The 16,701-nt window shown below is 41.3% G+C and carries 14 protein-coding genes; 11 read left to right on the top strand and 3 right to left on the bottom strand.

All coding sequences use genetic code 11. From position 1 onward, the window contains the following. Positions 1–48 precede the first annotated feature (48 nt). Entirely contained in the window at positions 49–1,425 is a 1,377-nt protein-coding gene (locus tag H5123_RS08320; protein WP_220487586.1) for a lyase family protein, read from the top strand. Between the two features lie 156 nt (positions 1,426–1,581). Here H5123_RS08320 and H5123_RS08315 read toward each other — a convergent pair whose 3' ends face one another. Further along, positions 1,582–3,108 (bottom strand): EAL domain-containing protein, encoded by a 1,527-nt coding sequence (locus H5123_RS08315; protein ID WP_182697663.1) that lies wholly within the window; start codon positions 3,106–3,108, stop codon positions 1,582–1,584. Positions 3,109–3,275: 167 nt separating this feature from the next. Then, positions 3,276–4,091, bottom strand: coding sequence for a RecX family transcriptional regulator (locus H5123_RS08310; protein ID WP_182697662.1), 816 nt, complete (start codon positions 4,089–4,091; stop codon positions 3,276–3,278). A gap of 800 nt (positions 4,092–4,891) precedes the next feature. Here H5123_RS08310 and H5123_RS08305 point away from each other — a divergent pair. The 7 genes from H5123_RS08305 (at position 4,892) to H5123_RS08275 (ending at position 11,369) form a co-directional block, all read left to right on the top strand. Further along, positions 4,892–5,224 carry a hypothetical protein gene (locus tag H5123_RS08305; protein WP_243640999.1) on the top strand — a complete coding sequence of 111 codons (333 nt, stop codon included), beginning with the start codon at positions 4,892–4,894 and terminating at the stop codon, positions 5,222–5,224. 175 nt (positions 5,225–5,399) lie between these two features. After that, a complete protein-coding gene (gene cyoA / locus H5123_RS08300) occupies positions 5,400–6,437 on the top strand; it encodes a ubiquinol oxidase subunit II (protein ID WP_124018233.1) in 1,038 nt (345 codons plus the stop codon). A 2-nt stretch (positions 6,438–6,439) separates the two neighbouring features. Then, positions 6,440–8,422 carry a cytochrome o ubiquinol oxidase subunit I gene (gene cyoB / locus H5123_RS08295; protein ID WP_182697661.1) on the top strand — a complete coding sequence of 661 codons (1,983 nt, stop codon included), beginning with the start codon at positions 6,440–6,442 and terminating at the stop codon, positions 8,420–8,422. Continuing rightward, positions 8,422–9,045 (top strand): cytochrome o ubiquinol oxidase subunit III, encoded by a 624-nt coding sequence (cyoC, locus tag H5123_RS08290; protein ID WP_124018231.1) that lies wholly within the window; start codon positions 8,422–8,424, stop codon positions 9,043–9,045. Before cyoB ends, cyoC begins: the two co-directional genes overlap by 1 nt. Further along, positions 9,045–9,374 (top strand): cytochrome o ubiquinol oxidase subunit IV, encoded by a 330-nt coding sequence (gene cyoD, locus H5123_RS08285; RefSeq protein WP_182697660.1) that lies wholly within the window; start codon positions 9,045–9,047, stop codon positions 9,372–9,374. The genes cyoC and cyoD overlap by 1 nt, the downstream gene beginning before the upstream one ends. A gap of 13 nt (positions 9,375–9,387) precedes the next feature. Continuing rightward, positions 9,388–10,320, top strand: a complete 933-nt coding sequence (gene cyoE, locus H5123_RS08280; RefSeq protein ID WP_124018229.1) for a heme o synthase — start codon at positions 9,388–9,390, stop codon at positions 10,318–10,320. 248 nt (positions 10,321–10,568) lie between these two features. Next, positions 10,569–11,369: a hypothetical protein gene (locus H5123_RS08275; protein WP_182697659.1), complete on the top strand. Its 801-nt coding sequence runs from the start codon at positions 10,569–10,571 to the stop codon at positions 11,367–11,369. Positions 11,370–11,429: 60 nt separating this feature from the next. Here H5123_RS08275 and H5123_RS08270 read toward each other — a convergent pair whose 3' ends face one another. Further along, positions 11,430–11,915, bottom strand: coding sequence for a hypothetical protein (locus H5123_RS08270; RefSeq protein ID WP_182697658.1), 486 nt, complete (start codon positions 11,913–11,915; stop codon positions 11,430–11,432). A 259-nt stretch (positions 11,916–12,174) separates the two neighbouring features. Between H5123_RS08270 and H5123_RS08265 the strand changes: the two genes are divergently transcribed. From H5123_RS08265 to H5123_RS08255, 3 genes are read left to right on the top strand one after another with little or no spacing between them, the layout of a single operon-like run. After that, a complete protein-coding gene (locus H5123_RS08265; protein WP_182697657.1) occupies positions 12,175–13,446 on the top strand; it encodes an efflux RND transporter periplasmic adaptor subunit in 1,272 nt (423 codons plus the stop codon). Continuing rightward, a complete protein-coding gene (locus tag H5123_RS08260) occupies positions 13,439–14,146 on the top strand; it encodes an ABC transporter ATP-binding protein (protein WP_182697656.1) in 708 nt (235 codons plus the stop codon). Before H5123_RS08265 ends, H5123_RS08260 begins: the two co-directional genes overlap by 8 nt. Next, a complete protein-coding gene (locus H5123_RS08255; protein ID WP_182697655.1) occupies positions 14,136–16,511 on the top strand; it encodes an FtsX-like permease family protein in 2,376 nt (791 codons plus the stop codon). Before H5123_RS08260 ends, H5123_RS08255 begins: the two co-directional genes overlap by 11 nt. Positions 16,512–16,701: the final 190 nt, after the last annotated feature.

Raw genomic sequence — 16,701 nt, 5'->3', positions numbered from 1 at the left:
TAGTGAACACACTAACATATCCCAATCAAAAATCGAGTCGGAAATATTATGAGTAAGATACGTATAGAATATGACAGCATGGGTAAAGTTGAAGTGCCAAATGATGTTTATTATCAGGCACAAACCCAGCGAGCACAGGATAATTTTCAATTTTCAGAGCGGCGTTTTCCTACACCGGCAATCGTTGCCCTACTCGACATAAAATCAGCGGCAGCACACGCTAATAGTCAGTTAGGTTTGCTGGATAACGCCATGGCGGCGGCGATCCAACAAGCGATTACCGCCAGTAAACAGCTCGACTTTTCAACCCATTTCCCACTGGATCTGTTCCAAACCGGTTCAGGCACCAGTTCCAATATGAATGTTAACGAAGTGATTGCCAGCTTAGCCAGCGACATTTTGCAGGATAAAGTTCACCCCAACGATCATGTCAATATGGGCCAAAGCAGCAATGATGTGGTGCCCGCCAGTATTCACATTAGTACAGTGCGGCATTTAAAGGCTCTACTGTATCCGGCCATTAATAGCTTAAGTGACAAATTAGCGTTTTTGGTCAATGAGCATGCAAATTTGGTCAAAACTGGACGCACCCATTTAATGGACGCTATGCCCATTACCTTAGGGCAAGAACTACAATGTTGGCGACTACAGCTCAATGCTGCTCAAGCGAAGCTCCAACAAGCAGAGCTCAACTTACATCATTTACCTTTGGGCGGCACTGCGGTTGGCACTGGGGTTAATTGTGATCCGCGTTTTGCCAAACTCGCTTGTGATTATTTACAGCAGCAAGATCAGCATCCTTGGCAGGCGGCACCTGTTCCGGCCTTATACATGAGTAGCCAAGATCACACTCTTGCCGTGGCTTCGGCGCTCAAAGGATTGGCGATCACCTTAATGAAAATTGCCAATGATTTACGCTGGATGAACTCAGGCCCTATCGCCGGACTACAAGAAATTAGTGTAACCGCGCTGCAACCTGGTTCATCGATAATGCCCGGTAAGGTTAATCCGGTTATTCCGGAGGCGGTTGCCATGATTGCCGCTGAAGTGATCGGTAATGAAACGACCATAACCATCGCGGCGCAATCGGGTAATTTTCAATTAAATGTCATGCTGCCACTGATTGCTGACAAGTTACTCTCCAGCATCGATTTATTAACCCATGCCTGCCAATCCATGACGGATAAGGTATTTGCGGATTTTGCGCCCAATAGCGACAACTTGACTCAAGTGTTGAAGAAAAATCCTATTCTTGCCACCGCGCTCAATTCAGTGGTGGGTTACGATATGGCCGCGAAAATAGCCAAACGTGCACATAAAGAACATAAATCGGTATTAGACATTGCACTGGAAGAAACCGAGCTGAGCGAAGATGAACTCACTGCGATACTCGATCCCTTGCATCTCGCGAAGCCTCATCAATAACGCCACCAACAGCCAGCGCTAAGAGTGCAAAAGACTAACGCCAAACAGAGTTGGCGAGATAGAAACCTATATTATGTGAATAGGTAAAATCTCGCTAACTTGCCTTGCTGAACTCATCTCCAACCCAAGGTTGGGCCAATAGAATAAAACCAAACATTAAATCTTAAAATGTTTAATTATTGGGCAAAGATCATCGGCACTCATTGGCTTACCGTATAGCCATCCTTGTCCGTTTAATATACCTAAATTTTTAAGTGCTTGATGTTGCATGATGTTTTCAACACCTTCGGCAACAACGTCTATATGAAGTTCGTTAGCCATTTGGACAATATAAGGTATTAATGATGAACGGATGGACCCTCCTTCCATGGCATTAATAAAGCTTCTATCGATTTTCAAAATATGACACGACAATTTTGACACTTGGTTTAAATTTGAATATCCAGTGCCAAAATCATCGATTGCAATCAGAAAACCATGTTGCACCAGGATCTCTAAGTGGTTTGCAAACTCTTTACCGGTCAACTGTTCATCTTCTACAATCTCAAGAACAATCTTAATGGGATGATCATTCACATACGGCAGATCAATTATCTTTAACACTTTTCCGCTAGAAACATCAGAAGGAAAAATATTAATATTGACTTTAAAACCCTTCAAATCAATACCGCTTTCACTTAGGCGCAGCAGCGATTTTTCAACAAGTTGCTCAGTAAACTCCCATGACAGGCCCAGCTGTCTAATTTTGGGAATAAATTCATCTGGAAATATTTTACCTTCGTTATCTTCAAATCGCGCCAGCACTTCACAGCCGACGATCTTACCGGTTTGAATATTGACTATCGGTTGAAATAAAGGAAAAAACTTGTTTGATTTAACGCCTCGTTTAACTCGAGCGCTTATTGACATAAAACCATTGATTTTAAATGATATAAAATAATATAAAAATAATGTCAGAAAAAATGATGACGTAATAATGATAGCAATCAACAGGCGGTTTTTTTCATAAAACTCGCCAGCACTAAGGCTCAGTGCGACACAGTAAGATGATTCAGGATCACATTGTTGAAATTGATAGGCATGGGTTAAGTTCACTCTGCCAACGATACCTTTGACATATAGATTATTGCTGCCTGACACATGTTTATAATGATTTGCTCTATTGAATACAATTTCCCAATCGAATCCCATAGAACTGAATTTATTGATCTCCGCAGGCTCAATCACTACATTGAAAGCGTTATGCTTGATGACAACCGCGGTATGTAACCTATCAAAAAGCTCTAACGCTTTATTTACCCACACTTTTGCACCGTAGTTATTAATGTAGTCGGGCTCAGATTCCATACTCTTTGTAACAATTATCCCTAAACCTGCGGTACACAGCAATTTACCATTTTCATCTGAATAGCCTATATCTTTGATAAAGATAGACAGGAAGTTCTCACGGCGCATATGCAGCAACATTTCACTACTACACACTGGATCATCAAGCCTATCTAATCGCTCAAGAGTGTGTTGAATGTCTTTGCTAATAGTACTCATTAAGGCCAAATGGGTTGTTGCAGCTTGCTCTTGCTCAACGGCAATCTGTTTTTCTATCCATAAGAATAAAAATAGAAAAAACAAAGTGCCCAGAGACAAACTAACGATAAATGACACTAACTTATGTTTAAACGACATAATTTGCCGCCCCAAATAGTAATAACACATGAATAGTAGCCAACCACATTAACGCGATATAACGACTATGATGACGTAAGTGTAATATTTATTTTAAATGAGAATAATCGATAAAATTTATTCACAGCTTATTGTTAAAATGTTTACCACTTCTCTAGAAGCTATTTTTATGATGCATCATTATCTAGGCTCATGGCCTCTTTTATTTCATCACTGGCAAAACCTTTACGAGATAGAAACGCATACGCTTTGGACTTGTCTTTATAATCAGATAAGTTATAGCGTTTTTTAGCCAACTCATTTTTACAGCTTTGATAAAAATCGACATCTTCTGTTAAGGTTAATTGATACAAGGTTTCTTCAAAATCACTCACATCAATCAATCGCTGTTTGAGTTCCTGTAAAATGAGTGTTTTACCTTTACCTTTATTAAACAGCTTAATTATTTCAGTTGTTAAATCGACTTTTTCTGCTTTTATCGCCAATTTACTGCGCAATGTTTCACCTTGTGGATGTAACGATAATGCATGATCAATTTCAGATCGAGAAAATCCTTTTGCGGTCATTTGAGCATAGACTTTTTCTCTGCTGGTGCCGTAAAAATTCTCAAATCGGCCTAGTAGCCTTGATGTAGCGAGCTTAAAAGTATCTATTTTTTGCTCGTGCATAACCTGTTCTAGCGCGGCATCAACCTCTGTTGCACTCACACCGCGAAGTTGTAACTTACGCCTTATGGCACCAGTCCCCACTTCATTGCTAAAGGCGAGTTCGCAATAACGCACGGCAAAATCGAAGTCATTTTTTAAATAACCACTGTCGATTAGCTTGGCTAATACGCTATCAATCCATTGCTGGTTCTCGGTTTTACGCTCAAGCTTGGTACGAATTTCGCCAATAGTAAAGTCTTGCTGACTAAGGTGCCAGTAAGCACTATTAAAAACGTTATCTATGGTTTTAGCTTGGCGTAGTTGTGGACGCTGCATAAAAATTAATCTTACCTTAATATAATCAAAATGAGTGTAGCAGCTCAGTCGGTTATTGAGAAAGATCTAGATATTTCATTGTTTAAATCATTTAAAAACCAGCTGTTTATGGTGAGTTAACTGCAGCTCTTTAAAAAATTATAGTGTAATTTATCGATGGAGACTTGTTGAGCTAAAGCCGCATCAATATTCACTTAGCTGCATTACGCGCAACGGAACATCAGTGGAGAAGGGCTCTTTATACTCGAGTCATAAGTGATTATTACTTGATTATTTAACGCAGCTGAACCGGCGCAGACAGCCACTAATAACTTCAATAGATAATCTGCTGCCCGCAAGCGTTTATTGCGGTATCGATTTGTAACAATACAGAAGCCAGAAAATATTTTAGTTCGCAAAAAATATGATCCTCATAACCCCCCAAGGGCGTATCAATACGTGTTAGGATTGTTGAATTAAGGCGCTTATATCTGATCACATCCACCCATTTATATTAGGTGCTAGGGATCACAGATTTGTGACTTTTGAGCCATTGATAAGTAACAAAACAGTTAACAATGTAAATAAACAGTATAAATATTGTTCGAATTCAAGTTTATTTAATAATTCCGCTGTTTTACTACTCTGATTTACTTTCAATCAATAGCGCCTTCTTGTTATTCTCCTGCAAATGAAAATCGTCAGCTGGATCTATTGATTCAACTACCCACTCCTTTGAGCTCGGTTGGAAACGTTTCTTGAAACTAACCCTTTGCCAATACCTTGTTAAATCGCTTAATCGCATCACAAGGTTATCCAAGTTGAGTAAAGCACATTTAACACTGTGTTTCGGGTTACTGTTGCTGCAACCTTTAGCTGATGCCTTGTCTATTTCAATCGGACATTTTATTGATATTGGCGAGTTTATCGCTATTGCTGACGGTATATTAGCTGAGTTTTTGGGTGCGGGTTTAATCAGTTTATTGCTGATTAATCCCTTAGTTATCCAGCACTTTTGGCGTTTATTCAATCTTAATTCTAAATTTAGCAACTTGCTCGAACTGAGCGATGCGCTAAGTGCTCTATCTCCTGTTATTCCTCAATCGCTAGAATATACGGCACATGGTTGTCGCGCCCCGCCTTTACAAGCTTAACTTTTTTATTTTAATACGCCATTCGCGAGATATATCTTTTTTGGGAAACTAAGCCAAAATCACATATTGTTGATTTAGTTTATCTTTTTCTACTATTCGCGTTTGATGATTATTGTGCAACTGCCAATCCCCCTGTTGGTAGCGTAGTAAGCTTTAAGGTTAGAGGAATCTTCCTTTGTTAATTCGAAATTTAAGTAAACCTATACTGGCTGCATTAGCATTTATGCTAGCCGGTTGTGAAGGCGGCGTGCTGGATCCCAAAGGTCAAATCGGCATCGATGAGAAGCATCTCATTATTGTGGCAACCTTGCTGATGTTGATTGTGGTTATTCCAGTAATTTTCATGACCTTGTATTTTGCATGGAAATTCCGCGACGGTCGCGATGAAGAAATTTATGCACCTAAATGGGCACACTCAACCGCCATTGAAATCGTGGTGTGGGTCGTACCGATTATTATCGTGATCATTCTTGGTGTTATCACTTGGAAATCGACTCACGATTTAGATCCCTACAAACCGCTAGTGCATGACGCTAAACCGGTGAAGGTTGAAGTGGTGTCATTAGATTGGAAATGGTTGTTCATTTATCCTGAATATGGCATCGCATCGGTTAACGAATTGGCCTTCCCTGCCAATGTTCCGGTTAACTTTAAAATCACTTCTGACACAGCAATGAATTCATTTTTCATTCCGCAGTTAGGTAGCCAAATCTACTCAATGGCTGGCATGGCGACTAAGTTACACCTTATCGCAAACGAGCCAGGCACTTTTGAGGGTATTTCAGCTAACTACAGTGGTGCTGGATTTGCTGGAATGAAGTTTAATGCGATTGCAACTGCAAACGCTGACGATTTTGATGCTTGGGTTGCCAAGGTAAAACAGCAAGGTAATACCTTGGATGTTGAGCAATATAAGCAACTGGCTGAAAAGAGCGAAAACAATCCGGTGCAATACTACGGGTCAGTACAAAAAGGCATGTTTAACTACATTGTCATGCAATACATGCATCCAGACTCGAATATGAAACCAATGGACAGCATGGAAGGTATGCACGACATGAGCAACATGGAATCAATGTCTGGTATGGATCATACCAAGCATATGCAAAACATGGAGCACATGGTCGACAAGGACGCGGAACATTCTGGGCTTTCATCACCTTCACATTCAACCACAGAGCATTCTTCGACTGCATCTGGGGAGGCGAAATAATCATGCCATTTCTAGGAAAATTAACTCTCGAGTCAATTCCGTATCATGAACCGATTATTATGGTGACCCTTGCTGCGGTTGCCATTATTGGATTCATTATCGCGGCATTAATGACTAAGTATCAAAAATGGGGCGTGCTTTGGCATGACTGGTTAACTTCGGTTGACCATAAAAAACTCGGTATTATGTATATCGTGTTAGCAATGGTAATGCTGATCCGCGGTTTCTCTGACGCGATTATGATGCGAACTCAGCAAGCACTTGCCACCAATGGCGCTGCGGGGTATTTACCACCTGAACATTACGACCAAATCTTCACTGCCCATGGCGTGATCATGATTATCTTTATGGCGATGCCATTTATGATTGGTCTAATGAACTTGGTCGTACCATTGCAAATTGGTGCTCGTGATGTCGCGTTCCCGTTCTTAAACAATTTAAGCTTTTGGCTAACGACCTCTGGGGCGATATTAATCAATATATCACTTGGATTAGGTGAATTTGCCAAAACGGGTTGGGTAGCTTATCCACCATTGTCAGAACTCGCATACAGTCCGGGGGTGGGGGTTGATTATTACATCTGGGCCTTGCAAATATCCGGCATCGGGACAACCTTAACCGGGGTGAACTTTATCGCCACTGTGTTAAAAATGCGCGCTCCGGGCATGAAGCTAATGCAAATGCCAATTTTCACTTGGGCCTGTACTTGGGCAAACGTGTTAATCGTTGCATCGTTCCCAATTTTAACCGCTGTGTTAGGTTTATTAACCTTAGACCGTTATTTAGATTTCCATTTCTTTACCAATGACGGTGGCGGGAACGCCATGATGTACATCAACCTGTTTTGGGCTTGGGGTCATCCTGAAGTATACATTTTGGTATTACCGGCTTTCGGTATTTTCTCTGAAGTGTTTTCAACCTTTACCTCTAAGCGCTTATTTGGTTACACCTCAATGGTGTGGGCAACGGGTGCGATTTCTGTACTTGGCTTTATTGTGTGGTTACACCATTTCTTTACCATGGGGTCGAGCGCTAACGTTAACGCCTTCTTCGGGGTGATGACCATGGTGATTGCGGTGCCGACTGGGGTAAAACTGTTTAACTGGTTATTTACCATTTATCGCGGCCGTTTACGTTTCACCGTGCCAGTATTGTGGTCTTTAGGCTTTATGGTGACCTTCACCATCGGCGGCATGACCGGAGTATTGTTAGCATTACCTGGCGCAGATTATGTACTACATAACAGCTTGTTTTTAATCGCCCATTTCCATAACACCATTATTGGTGGTGCAGTATTTGGTTACATGGCTGGTTTTGCCTACTGGTTCCCTAAAGCGATGGGCTTCCACCTTAACGAACGTTTAGGTAAGGCATCATTTTGGTGTTGGCAGATTGGCTTCTATATCGCCTTTATGCCGTTATATGTGCTTGGTTTTATGGGCATGACTCGTCGTATTAACCACACAGATAACCCAGCGTGGAACTTCTGGCTTTACTTTGCCGTGGTCGGCGCGTTTATCATCCTTGTGGGTATTATTTTACAGTTTGTACAATTGTATGTCAGCTTCCGTGATCGTGAGCAAAACTTAGATACTACTGGCGATCCATGGAATGGCCATACGCTTGAGTGGTCAACCTCTTCACCACCACAGTTCTATAACTATGCCCAGTTAGATCCAGTAACAGACATTGATGCGTTCACCGACATGAAAGAGAAAGGCACTGCCTATCAACGTCGTGAAACATACCAGCCGATTCATATGCCTAAAAATACCGCCAGTGGGATATTTATGGCCGCTGCGATTACCGCTATGGGATTTGCCGCAATTTGGCATATTTGGTGGTTAGCCATTGTTGGATTTGCAGGTGCGTTTGTATTGTTCTTAATACGTGCTTACGACAATGATGTTGACTACTACGTGCAACCAGACGAAATCGCGCGTATTGAAAATGCACATATAGATAACGTAGCAAGGGGCAGATAATGAGTATTGCTATTAAAGCAGATTTACACGACGCTCATTCTGCTGAGCACCATGATGAACACCACGATACCAGTGGTAACACCTTATTCGGTTTTTGGATTTATCTAATGACCGACTGTATTTTGTTCGCATCCGTTTTTGCGACTTATGCAGTGTTATTCATGAACACAGATGGTGGAGTGTCGGGCAAAGATATTTTCGAATTAGACTTCGTGCTTATCGAAACCGCCGCCTTACTAGTCAGTAGTATTACTTATGGCTTTGCCATGATTTGCGCTAGACACCAAAAGAAAGCGGCGACATTAGCGTGGTTGTTAATCACCTTCGCGTTAGGTTGTGTGTTTATCACGATGGAAGTATACGAGTTTCATCATCTGATTGAACACGGTAATGGCCCAGATCGCAGCGCCTTTTTATCAGCATTTTTTGCCTTAGTCGGCATGCATGGTTTGCATGTTACCGCGGGCTTAATTTGGATGCTGATCATGATGGTTGAAGTTATCAAGTGCGGTTTAAATAATCGTAGTATCACTCGCCTAAGTTGCTTAAGTTTGTTCTGGCATTTCTTAGACATCGTGTGGGTGTGTGTGTTTACCGTTGTTTATTTGTTAGGAGTCTTGTGATGAGCAATGCACATTCAAGCCACGGCGAGGGCGACTTTGGCGCCAGTGTTAAGTCATATTTAGTCGGCTTTGTGTTATCGGTGATCTTAACCGGTATTCCATTTTGGTCGGTAATGACTCACAGCTTTGACCATACAACCACCTTATGGATTGTGGTTGCTGCGGCAATAGTACAAATCGTGGTGCACTTAAAGTACTTCCTTCATTTAGATTTTTCTAAAGAAGGCAGGATCAATACATTCTCTTTCTTATTCACTGCACTGATTATTGTCATGGTAGTGGGTTTATCTGTGTGGATTATCTACGCAGCTAACGAATTGATGATGTAATTAGACAGCTATCATGAATAATCAAGGTCAATCTATGTCAGCACAATTAACATCACGCTTACGAGGATATGTTCAGGTAACTAAACCTGGCATCATCATGGGCAATTTAATTTCCGTCGCCGGCGGGTTTTTACTCGCCGCACAAGGTAACGTAGATTGGACCTTGATGTTTGCAACCATGATAGGGCTCTCTTTAGTGGTGGCGTCTGGTTGCGCCGTCAATAATTGTATTGATCGCGATATCGACGCCAAAATGCAGCGTACTCGTAACCGAGTTACCGTTACCGGTGAAATATCGGTACAAGCTGTATTGAGCTTTGGCATTGGTCTGGGGATTATTGGCTTTACCATGCTAGCCATATTCACTAACAATTTAGCGGTATTATTTGCCGCTATCGGTTATGTGGTTTATGTCGGCGTGTACAGTCTATATATGAAGCGCAACTCGGTTTACGGCACCTTAGTGGGTAGTTTCTCAGGTGCTGTGCCACCAGTTGTAGGCTATTGTGCGGTCAGTGGACAAATGGACACAGGTGCAATCATTTTGCTACTGATGTTCAGTTTATGGCAAATGCCACACTCGTATGCGATTGCAATATTTCGCTTTGATGACTATGCCGCAGCCAACATTCCGGTGTTACCTGTTGCTGAAGGTATGGCCAAAGCAAAACTGCATATAGTGCTCTACATTGCCGTGTTTGCATTGGTTAGCGCACTATTACCGCTGGCGGGTTATACAGGTATTGCCTTTATGGCCGTGACCTTTGCCACCAGTTTATGGTGGTTAGCCATGGCGTTAAAAGGTTATCGTCGCGACATCAACTTACAGTCTTGGGCTAGGCAAGTATTTGGATTTTCCATTATTACCATTACCGCATTAAGCGTGACCATGGCATTGGACTTTCAAGTTGTAGCCCAACCTGCACTGCTAACATTAGCGCCTTAAGTCCCTTAGCAAAAATTAACCATTCTTAAGCCCATTGCATAACGCAATGGGCTTTTTTATTTGATTAATCAGAATATTTTACTAGGCTTAAACTCTAAAAATTAAGCCATCAATTAGGATTTAACACTAAGGTCTAAGCTTAGTACTCGCTAAGATTTGGGGCTAAAATACACTAGCTAGACCTCTCACGGTTCAATAAGAATAACACCGAACTGTAAAGGCAAACATAAAGGGATCTTATGTTTATCATGTCACGCACAATTCAGCATCCAGCGCTTGCACTTAATCGCGTCAAAAATATCGTTCCGCGATTGTTGTTGCTAGTGTGCGCTTTGATCACGGTCAACTCACTGTATGCAGCCCCGCAATCGCCGCCTACAGCGACTATTTTTGGTAATTGGATCATTGATAGCCCAGAACAAATCACGCTGTTACAGTTAACTCGTGACCAGAGTTACTTATACATACAATTAAACTTAATTGAGCCACAAAACAGCGTTGCTGAATGGGGTCGAATAGATATCCAGCAAGCAGATGTTCACTTTTTCCCAAGCTACAGTAGTAATCAACAACAGGGTCTAGTTGCCTATCAAATAGCTCATCCTAAATTGCACATAGCACTTACTGTCGAGTCAGCCCGGTTAGTCTTTAGTATCGACACTAATGGTGACAGCGTTGCCGATGAACAACATCACTATGACATCACTCCAAGCCAATCTGTCTATGGTGTCTGGCATCAGTTGTCGACCCCGGCACTGAGTAGCTTGGTGCTGTTCGATAATGGCTATTACGCCATGGTGAAGATTAACCTCCACCAAGACCCACAAGCTAATGAGCACTTCACCCATCTACAATGGGGGCGATTTGTACTGCAACAAAAGCAGCTGCTCATTGAGCCCATGTTTAATAGCCATCCACAACAAACATCAAGCTTATTAAGCGCCATTTCGAGCATTGTTTATCAGCCTAGCAAACAGCAATTGACGTTATCTTTTATGATGGAGGCCAATCCTGATGACATCGCGATTAATCAACGATATCGACATTAGCTCAAACCGAATATGAAATTGCATAAAACGCGGTTAATAACAGGTAAACCACGTTAACGTTTAATAGGTAGTGTAACTATTTGCATTATCTAATTGAGCCAAAACCGATTTAACTAAGCTATCTCTCGCCACCAAATTAGGATCCATTGCAGCAAACTGCTCTAACATGGGTTCCGGTAAATTATCGAAAAAAATGATGTACTCCTGCGTAAAATCTAGCAGTGGAACAGCTTGCTTAAACGCTTTATTTGTCGTGCTAAAGTGACTGCTATCTTTAACCCATTGCTGCATCACCTCAATCCATAGCGGTTGATCGTTTAATCTGCTGAGGTAAGATTCTGCGTCTTGTTTACTCAGAAACTGCTGCGTCTTTACATCATAGAGATATAGCGCAGGAAACTGCGGCTTAGCCGTTTGGCTCGACACTTCAGAATAAAGAGCCCCCTTTAAGTGACTACCTAAAGGCGTTATGTCTGCTGCAGTCGCCAGACCACTGGTTATGGCTACAACACCGAACAGTAAAAAAGCGATACCTTTATTATGCATGATCGTGCCTCCAAGCATGGCGAGGGCCAATCAAATCTAGAGGACTATGAGGTGAAATACTAATCGATGAAAGTTGGTTCAACATAGCAAATCCTTTTGTAAGTATATAATAAATAAACCTTCTCGCTGTTAGAGCTTATAGGCTATTTTTTTTCTGTCAACCAAGAATTAGCTTAGTTTTTAAGCATGAAATTAAGTGCTTTATTCGCCTACCTGCGTTATCGTTAACGGATAAAAACAATATAAATGGAATTATAGAATGTTTGAAATCCCCAAGGACAAAAACCGTTTTGCGCATATAAAAACGATCTCGATTATTATTATCACATGCATTTCACTCAGTTTTATTGCATTGTTTTTCGGTAAAAATGCCCTTTCAAGTTCATCATCAAATTCACCTGGTTTACTCACTGAAGTCAATCAAGGGCCTATGCTCGTCACAGTTTCAGGTTATGGCAAGTTAGTCCCTAAAACCCAACGCGGCATCAATACCATGAGTAGCGGCCACATTATTGAAGTGTTACAGCAACCTGGAAATGTGGTTAATAAAGGCGATGTGATCATTCAGCTGAATAATCCTAAACTACAACGCACAATGGAAACCAGTGAATTAGCTTTACTTGAGCAGCAGTCTAACCTTATACAGATTATGGCCGAATCGCGCCAAGCATTAGATGACCAACAAGGAAAAATGCGTTTAGCTAAAGTGCGCTTGGCCTTGGCTCAAGCAGAACTTAGTGCCCATGAAAAACTAAAACAAAGCCAAGTGATTTCAGTACTGGATCTTCATAAGGCACAAGTCGCTTGGGAGCAAGACAACGCCATTTTACAAATGGAAACAAGCCGATTAGACACGCTGCAGCAAACTCGTAAAGCCATCAATAACTCAGCACAATATCGCTTAGAAAAAGCACAAAAACAGCGAGAACTACTAGTGTCGGAAGTCGAACAACTGTCGATTAGAGCCAGTATGGATGGCATGCTAACCGAACTGGCCAACGATCTAGACATTGGCAGGCATTTAGAAGAAGGTCAGATTGTGGGTATGATTGCCGACTTGTCGCAATACTATGCTCGGATCAACATTACCGCTAATGATGCTGAATTTGTTATCCCTGGTTTACCTGCAAAAGTAGCCATAAAAGGCATTGATATTGTCGGAAATGTTACCCGAGTAGAACCTACAGTTAATAATGGCAGCGTTGAAATAGACATTAGCTTTAACGGCAACTTACCTTCCTCTGTGAGACCCAATATTGATGTCAATGCCATCATTGAAATAGCAAACCACCAAAATACTTTAGTGATTAAACGCCCTGTTGGAGTTATTCGTGGGCATCGTCAATATTCTTTCTTTATCCTAAATGATGAACTTGAACAATTTGAAAAGCGTGACATCAGCATAGGTGATATTGCTGAAGAGCAAGCACAAGTCACCGCAGGACTTCATCAAGGCGAACGTCTTTTATTGCAAGTACCTAACCGCCTACAAGATAGAATTCAGTTTAGTGAAGGAGAACTATATGACTAATAACGTGATTAGCCTAACTGGATTGAATAAGTCGTTTCAGCATCATTCAGGTAATAACTCGGTATTAAAGCAAATTAGCTTGCAGATAAAAACCGGTGAAATGATTGCGATTCTGGGGACTTCTGGCAGTGGAAAATCTACCTTACTGTCTATTCTTGGATTACTCGATGTAGCTGATACGGGGAGTTACCAACTGTGCAATCAAGACGTAAGTGCATTATCAGCATATCAATTAAGCCAATTACGAAATCAACATATTGGCTGGGTATTTCAAAATTTCAATCTGATTGCCGATATGACAGTCGCTGAAAATCTCGCAGTACCGTTACGTTTTAACCCCGCCATCAAAGCAACTCAATACTCTGAACGAATAAATGATGTTCTGGCCAAAGTCGGTTTAAGTGATCGAGCCTCGTTTTATCCTGATCAGCTCTCTGGTGGACAACAACAGCGTGTTGCCATTGCTAGGGCACTGATCTGCCAACCTGATATTTTATTATGCGACGAACCTACAGGTAATTTGGATTCAAACAACGCCGCAAAAATTATGACTTTATTAGGAAATCTGCATAAAGAAGGCAAAACAGTATTGATTATAACCCACGACAACACTGTCGCTGCATGCTGTCAAAAAGCTTATAAAATGCATGATGGTGAGCTTTCTCCTCTTGAAGATGAGGAGTATAGACGTGTTGTTTGATGTCAAATATGGCTGGCGAAAATGGCGTGGCCAGCGTGGTATATGGGCAGTATTAATCATCAGCCTATGCCTTTTTTGCAGTTTAATTGGTTTTGTGACTAACCTACTGTGGTTATTAAGTAGTGATAGACCGCAATGGGTAAACCAAACTTCACCCTTGATAACCGTGGCGAATCAAGATTTTAATGGCAACCTTCAACCAACATCTGAATATGATATTGCCTTATTGCAGCAATTATCAGCAGTACAAACTGTCGCTAGCGTGGCGGTACAAACAGCAGTGGTCTCTGTCGGGATAAAAGAAATACCTGGTTTACGGATTGGCTTTTACACCGACACCTTATTGCCGTTACTTGGCTTACCAGAGCCTTTTTCGCAACAAGGATTTGAAGCCAAAAAGGCTATACTCTCGTCGCAGTTTTGGCACAAACATACCAACGCAAAAGCACTATCGCAGCTGTCACTGTATTATCAAAACCAAGTATTACCTATTGCGGGTGTGGCGCCTGCATCAATGGATAAATTGGGTAATATTCAAATTGACCTGTGGTTACCAGACAGCTATTTATTGTTAGATGTGCCACAAATGTTTACTGATAATCCAGCGCTTTATATCAATAGTAAGGGGAATAGATATGGTTTCGCTTTATTGAATGAAGCGATTCCTATTACTCAGTTACAGCAAGCATATTCAACTCTAAGACAACAAACGCCGCGTCCGCAAGGTGGGTTTATTGATAGTCAATTTACATCATGGTTAATTGACGGTGTAGAGCTTAAGCCAATTGAACGTGACATGTTGCATAAACAGGCTTGGATATTAATGGTTTTATTAGTCTGTTTTGGGTTTATTATTTTTAGTAGCATAGTGTCGGCCTACATGCAGCAAGGGATAGTGCGTCAATCTGAAATGCAGTTAAAGTTGGCATTAGGTGGCGATAAAAAACAACTAATAAGTCAGTTGTTTAAAGAAAATATTCCCGCATTCGCTGCTCTGATTATTATGGCTCCAATATTAGGTTATGGCATTTTGCAATATGTCAGTCATATTCCTGTTTACCGAAGCTATTTCGATACTGGTTTATCATTTAATCTCAGTTTATGGGTTGCGGCAGTAACGATATCGGTTAGTTTATATTGGCTTTGTGCACAAATTCCGATGCTGGGTATTATGACCACGCAGTTTAGCCGAGGCCAACACGGACAAATGACCAAAGCACAACAGCGTATGAGCCAATTAACCTTAGTGGCGCAACTCACTGTGATAGTAAGCGTTATCATCTTATCCTTGGTGCTGTCTTTTTCTGAATGGCAGAAATATCAGAAAGTCAGCTTTTTACCCGATCTATACAGTTACGAGCCCAAGGTAACCAGTCCATTATCGTTAGCACTTACTGCGCAGCAATTAGAGGGTAAATGGCAAGTTGCAGGCAAAGCAGTGGCTTTGTCCTCGGCGAGGTTCACCGCCTTAGGTGATCAAGGATTACAATATAATACGTCGAATAATTCAGGGATCAGCAAGCCAATAAATGGCCTTTATGTCTCAAGTAATTTTTTTGACTTGCTGGGCATAAAATATCTTATCCCGGCAACACTAACGACTAATAGCGTGACAGTAAATCGAACGATGGCAAGCCAGCTAGCCGACGAATTAAACTTAAATCATTGGCAAGACATACAAGGGATAACACTCAATGTGACGGGGTTTTATTACCAAAAACAATTCACCATTACAGCGATTGTTGAAGATCAACTTCATTTTGGCCTTAATCAAAGTCCATCACCTGTCATGTATTTACATTTAAGTGCGCAAAACCCGCTGTTCGCTCATCGCATTGCGCCAGTTTTTTATAGTCGTACAGCCAACCCTGAACTCGTTGGGTCGCGTATAAATGAATGGGCCTCTTTGCAATCGACTCATTTAAGCTATATATCCAATGGCACTTTGGCACAACAAATTATCAATACCGATCCTGCAGGCAAATTATTATTTATGACCTCGTTTGCAATGGCGATAATGATATGTCTTCTGGTTGTTTTCACCTTGTACTATCGTTTTCATTTTGCCGTTAAAGTACAGCAACTCAAGTTGGCAATTTTACTGGCTGTCGGTGGACAAAAAAATACACTGATGTTGCACATCATTCGGCTCAACGTCAGTCTAATGGCGATTGCAGCTCTGTGTGCAGGCATACTGATGCTCGCAATAGATGACTACAGCATAAGCCTATTAGGGGTATCAATGTGGCAACCTATGTTATGGCTATATGGGATTGTGTTTTGCACTTTACTGATTATTGCGATTACATTTTTGGCCGCTAAACGCATCTTACGCCACAGTATTAGCCGGTTATTACAAGGATAATGATAAGTCGTTATCCATCACCTCATTAACCCTAAATAGTTTAATGAAAGACAACTTATGTAACTATCCAGTACTATTTATGCGATAAACAAACATTTACAGCTATTTAGTTACAATTTCTGCCACAATCAGCTATTCAAATTTAAGCGATTACACTTCATACTGAGTCATTGCTGGTATCAATTTAGTG

Origin of the sequence: Shewanella sp. SR43-4, assembly GCF_014163845.1 — a bacterium.
Classification (GTDB): domain Bacteria; phylum Pseudomonadota; class Gammaproteobacteria; order Enterobacterales; family Shewanellaceae; genus Shewanella; species Shewanella vesiculosa.
Note: the sequence above shows the minus strand (reverse complement) of the source record. Positions and strands in the feature narration are given on the sequence as shown.

Excerpts from the sequence above, each read along its gene's own strand:
- H5123_RS08310 (WP_182697662.1), bottom strand. The coding sequence starts at position 4,091 with ATGCAGCGTCCACAACTACGCCAAGCTAAAACCATAGATAACGTTTTT.
- H5123_RS08315 (WP_182697663.1), bottom strand. The coding sequence starts at position 3,108 with ATGTCGTTTAAACATAAGTTAGTGTCATTTATCGTTAGTTTGTCTCTG.
- H5123_RS08260 (WP_182697656.1), top strand. The coding sequence starts at position 13,439 with ATGACTAATAACGTGATTAGCCTAACTGGATTGAATAAGTCGTTTCAG.
- cyoD (WP_182697660.1), top strand. The coding sequence starts at position 9,045 with ATGAGCAATGCACATTCAAGCCACGGCGAGGGCGACTTTGGCGCCAGT.
- H5123_RS08275 (WP_182697659.1), top strand. The coding sequence starts at position 10,569 with ATGTCACGCACAATTCAGCATCCAGCGCTTGCACTTAATCGCGTCAAA.
- H5123_RS08270 (WP_182697658.1), bottom strand. The coding sequence starts at position 11,915 with ATGCATAATAAAGGTATCGCTTTTTTACTGTTCGGTGTTGTAGCCATA.
- H5123_RS08265 (WP_182697657.1), top strand. The coding sequence starts at position 12,175 with ATGTTTGAAATCCCCAAGGACAAAAACCGTTTTGCGCATATAAAAACG.
- H5123_RS08320 (WP_220487586.1), top strand. The coding sequence starts at position 49 with ATGAGTAAGATACGTATAGAATATGACAGCATGGGTAAAGTTGAAGTG.
- cyoC (WP_124018231.1), top strand. The coding sequence starts at position 8,422 with ATGAGTATTGCTATTAAAGCAGATTTACACGACGCTCATTCTGCTGAG.
- cyoE (WP_124018229.1), top strand. The coding sequence starts at position 9,388 with ATGAATAATCAAGGTCAATCTATGTCAGCACAATTAACATCACGCTTA.
- cyoB (WP_182697661.1), top strand. The coding sequence starts at position 6,440 with ATGCCATTTCTAGGAAAATTAACTCTCGAGTCAATTCCGTATCATGAA.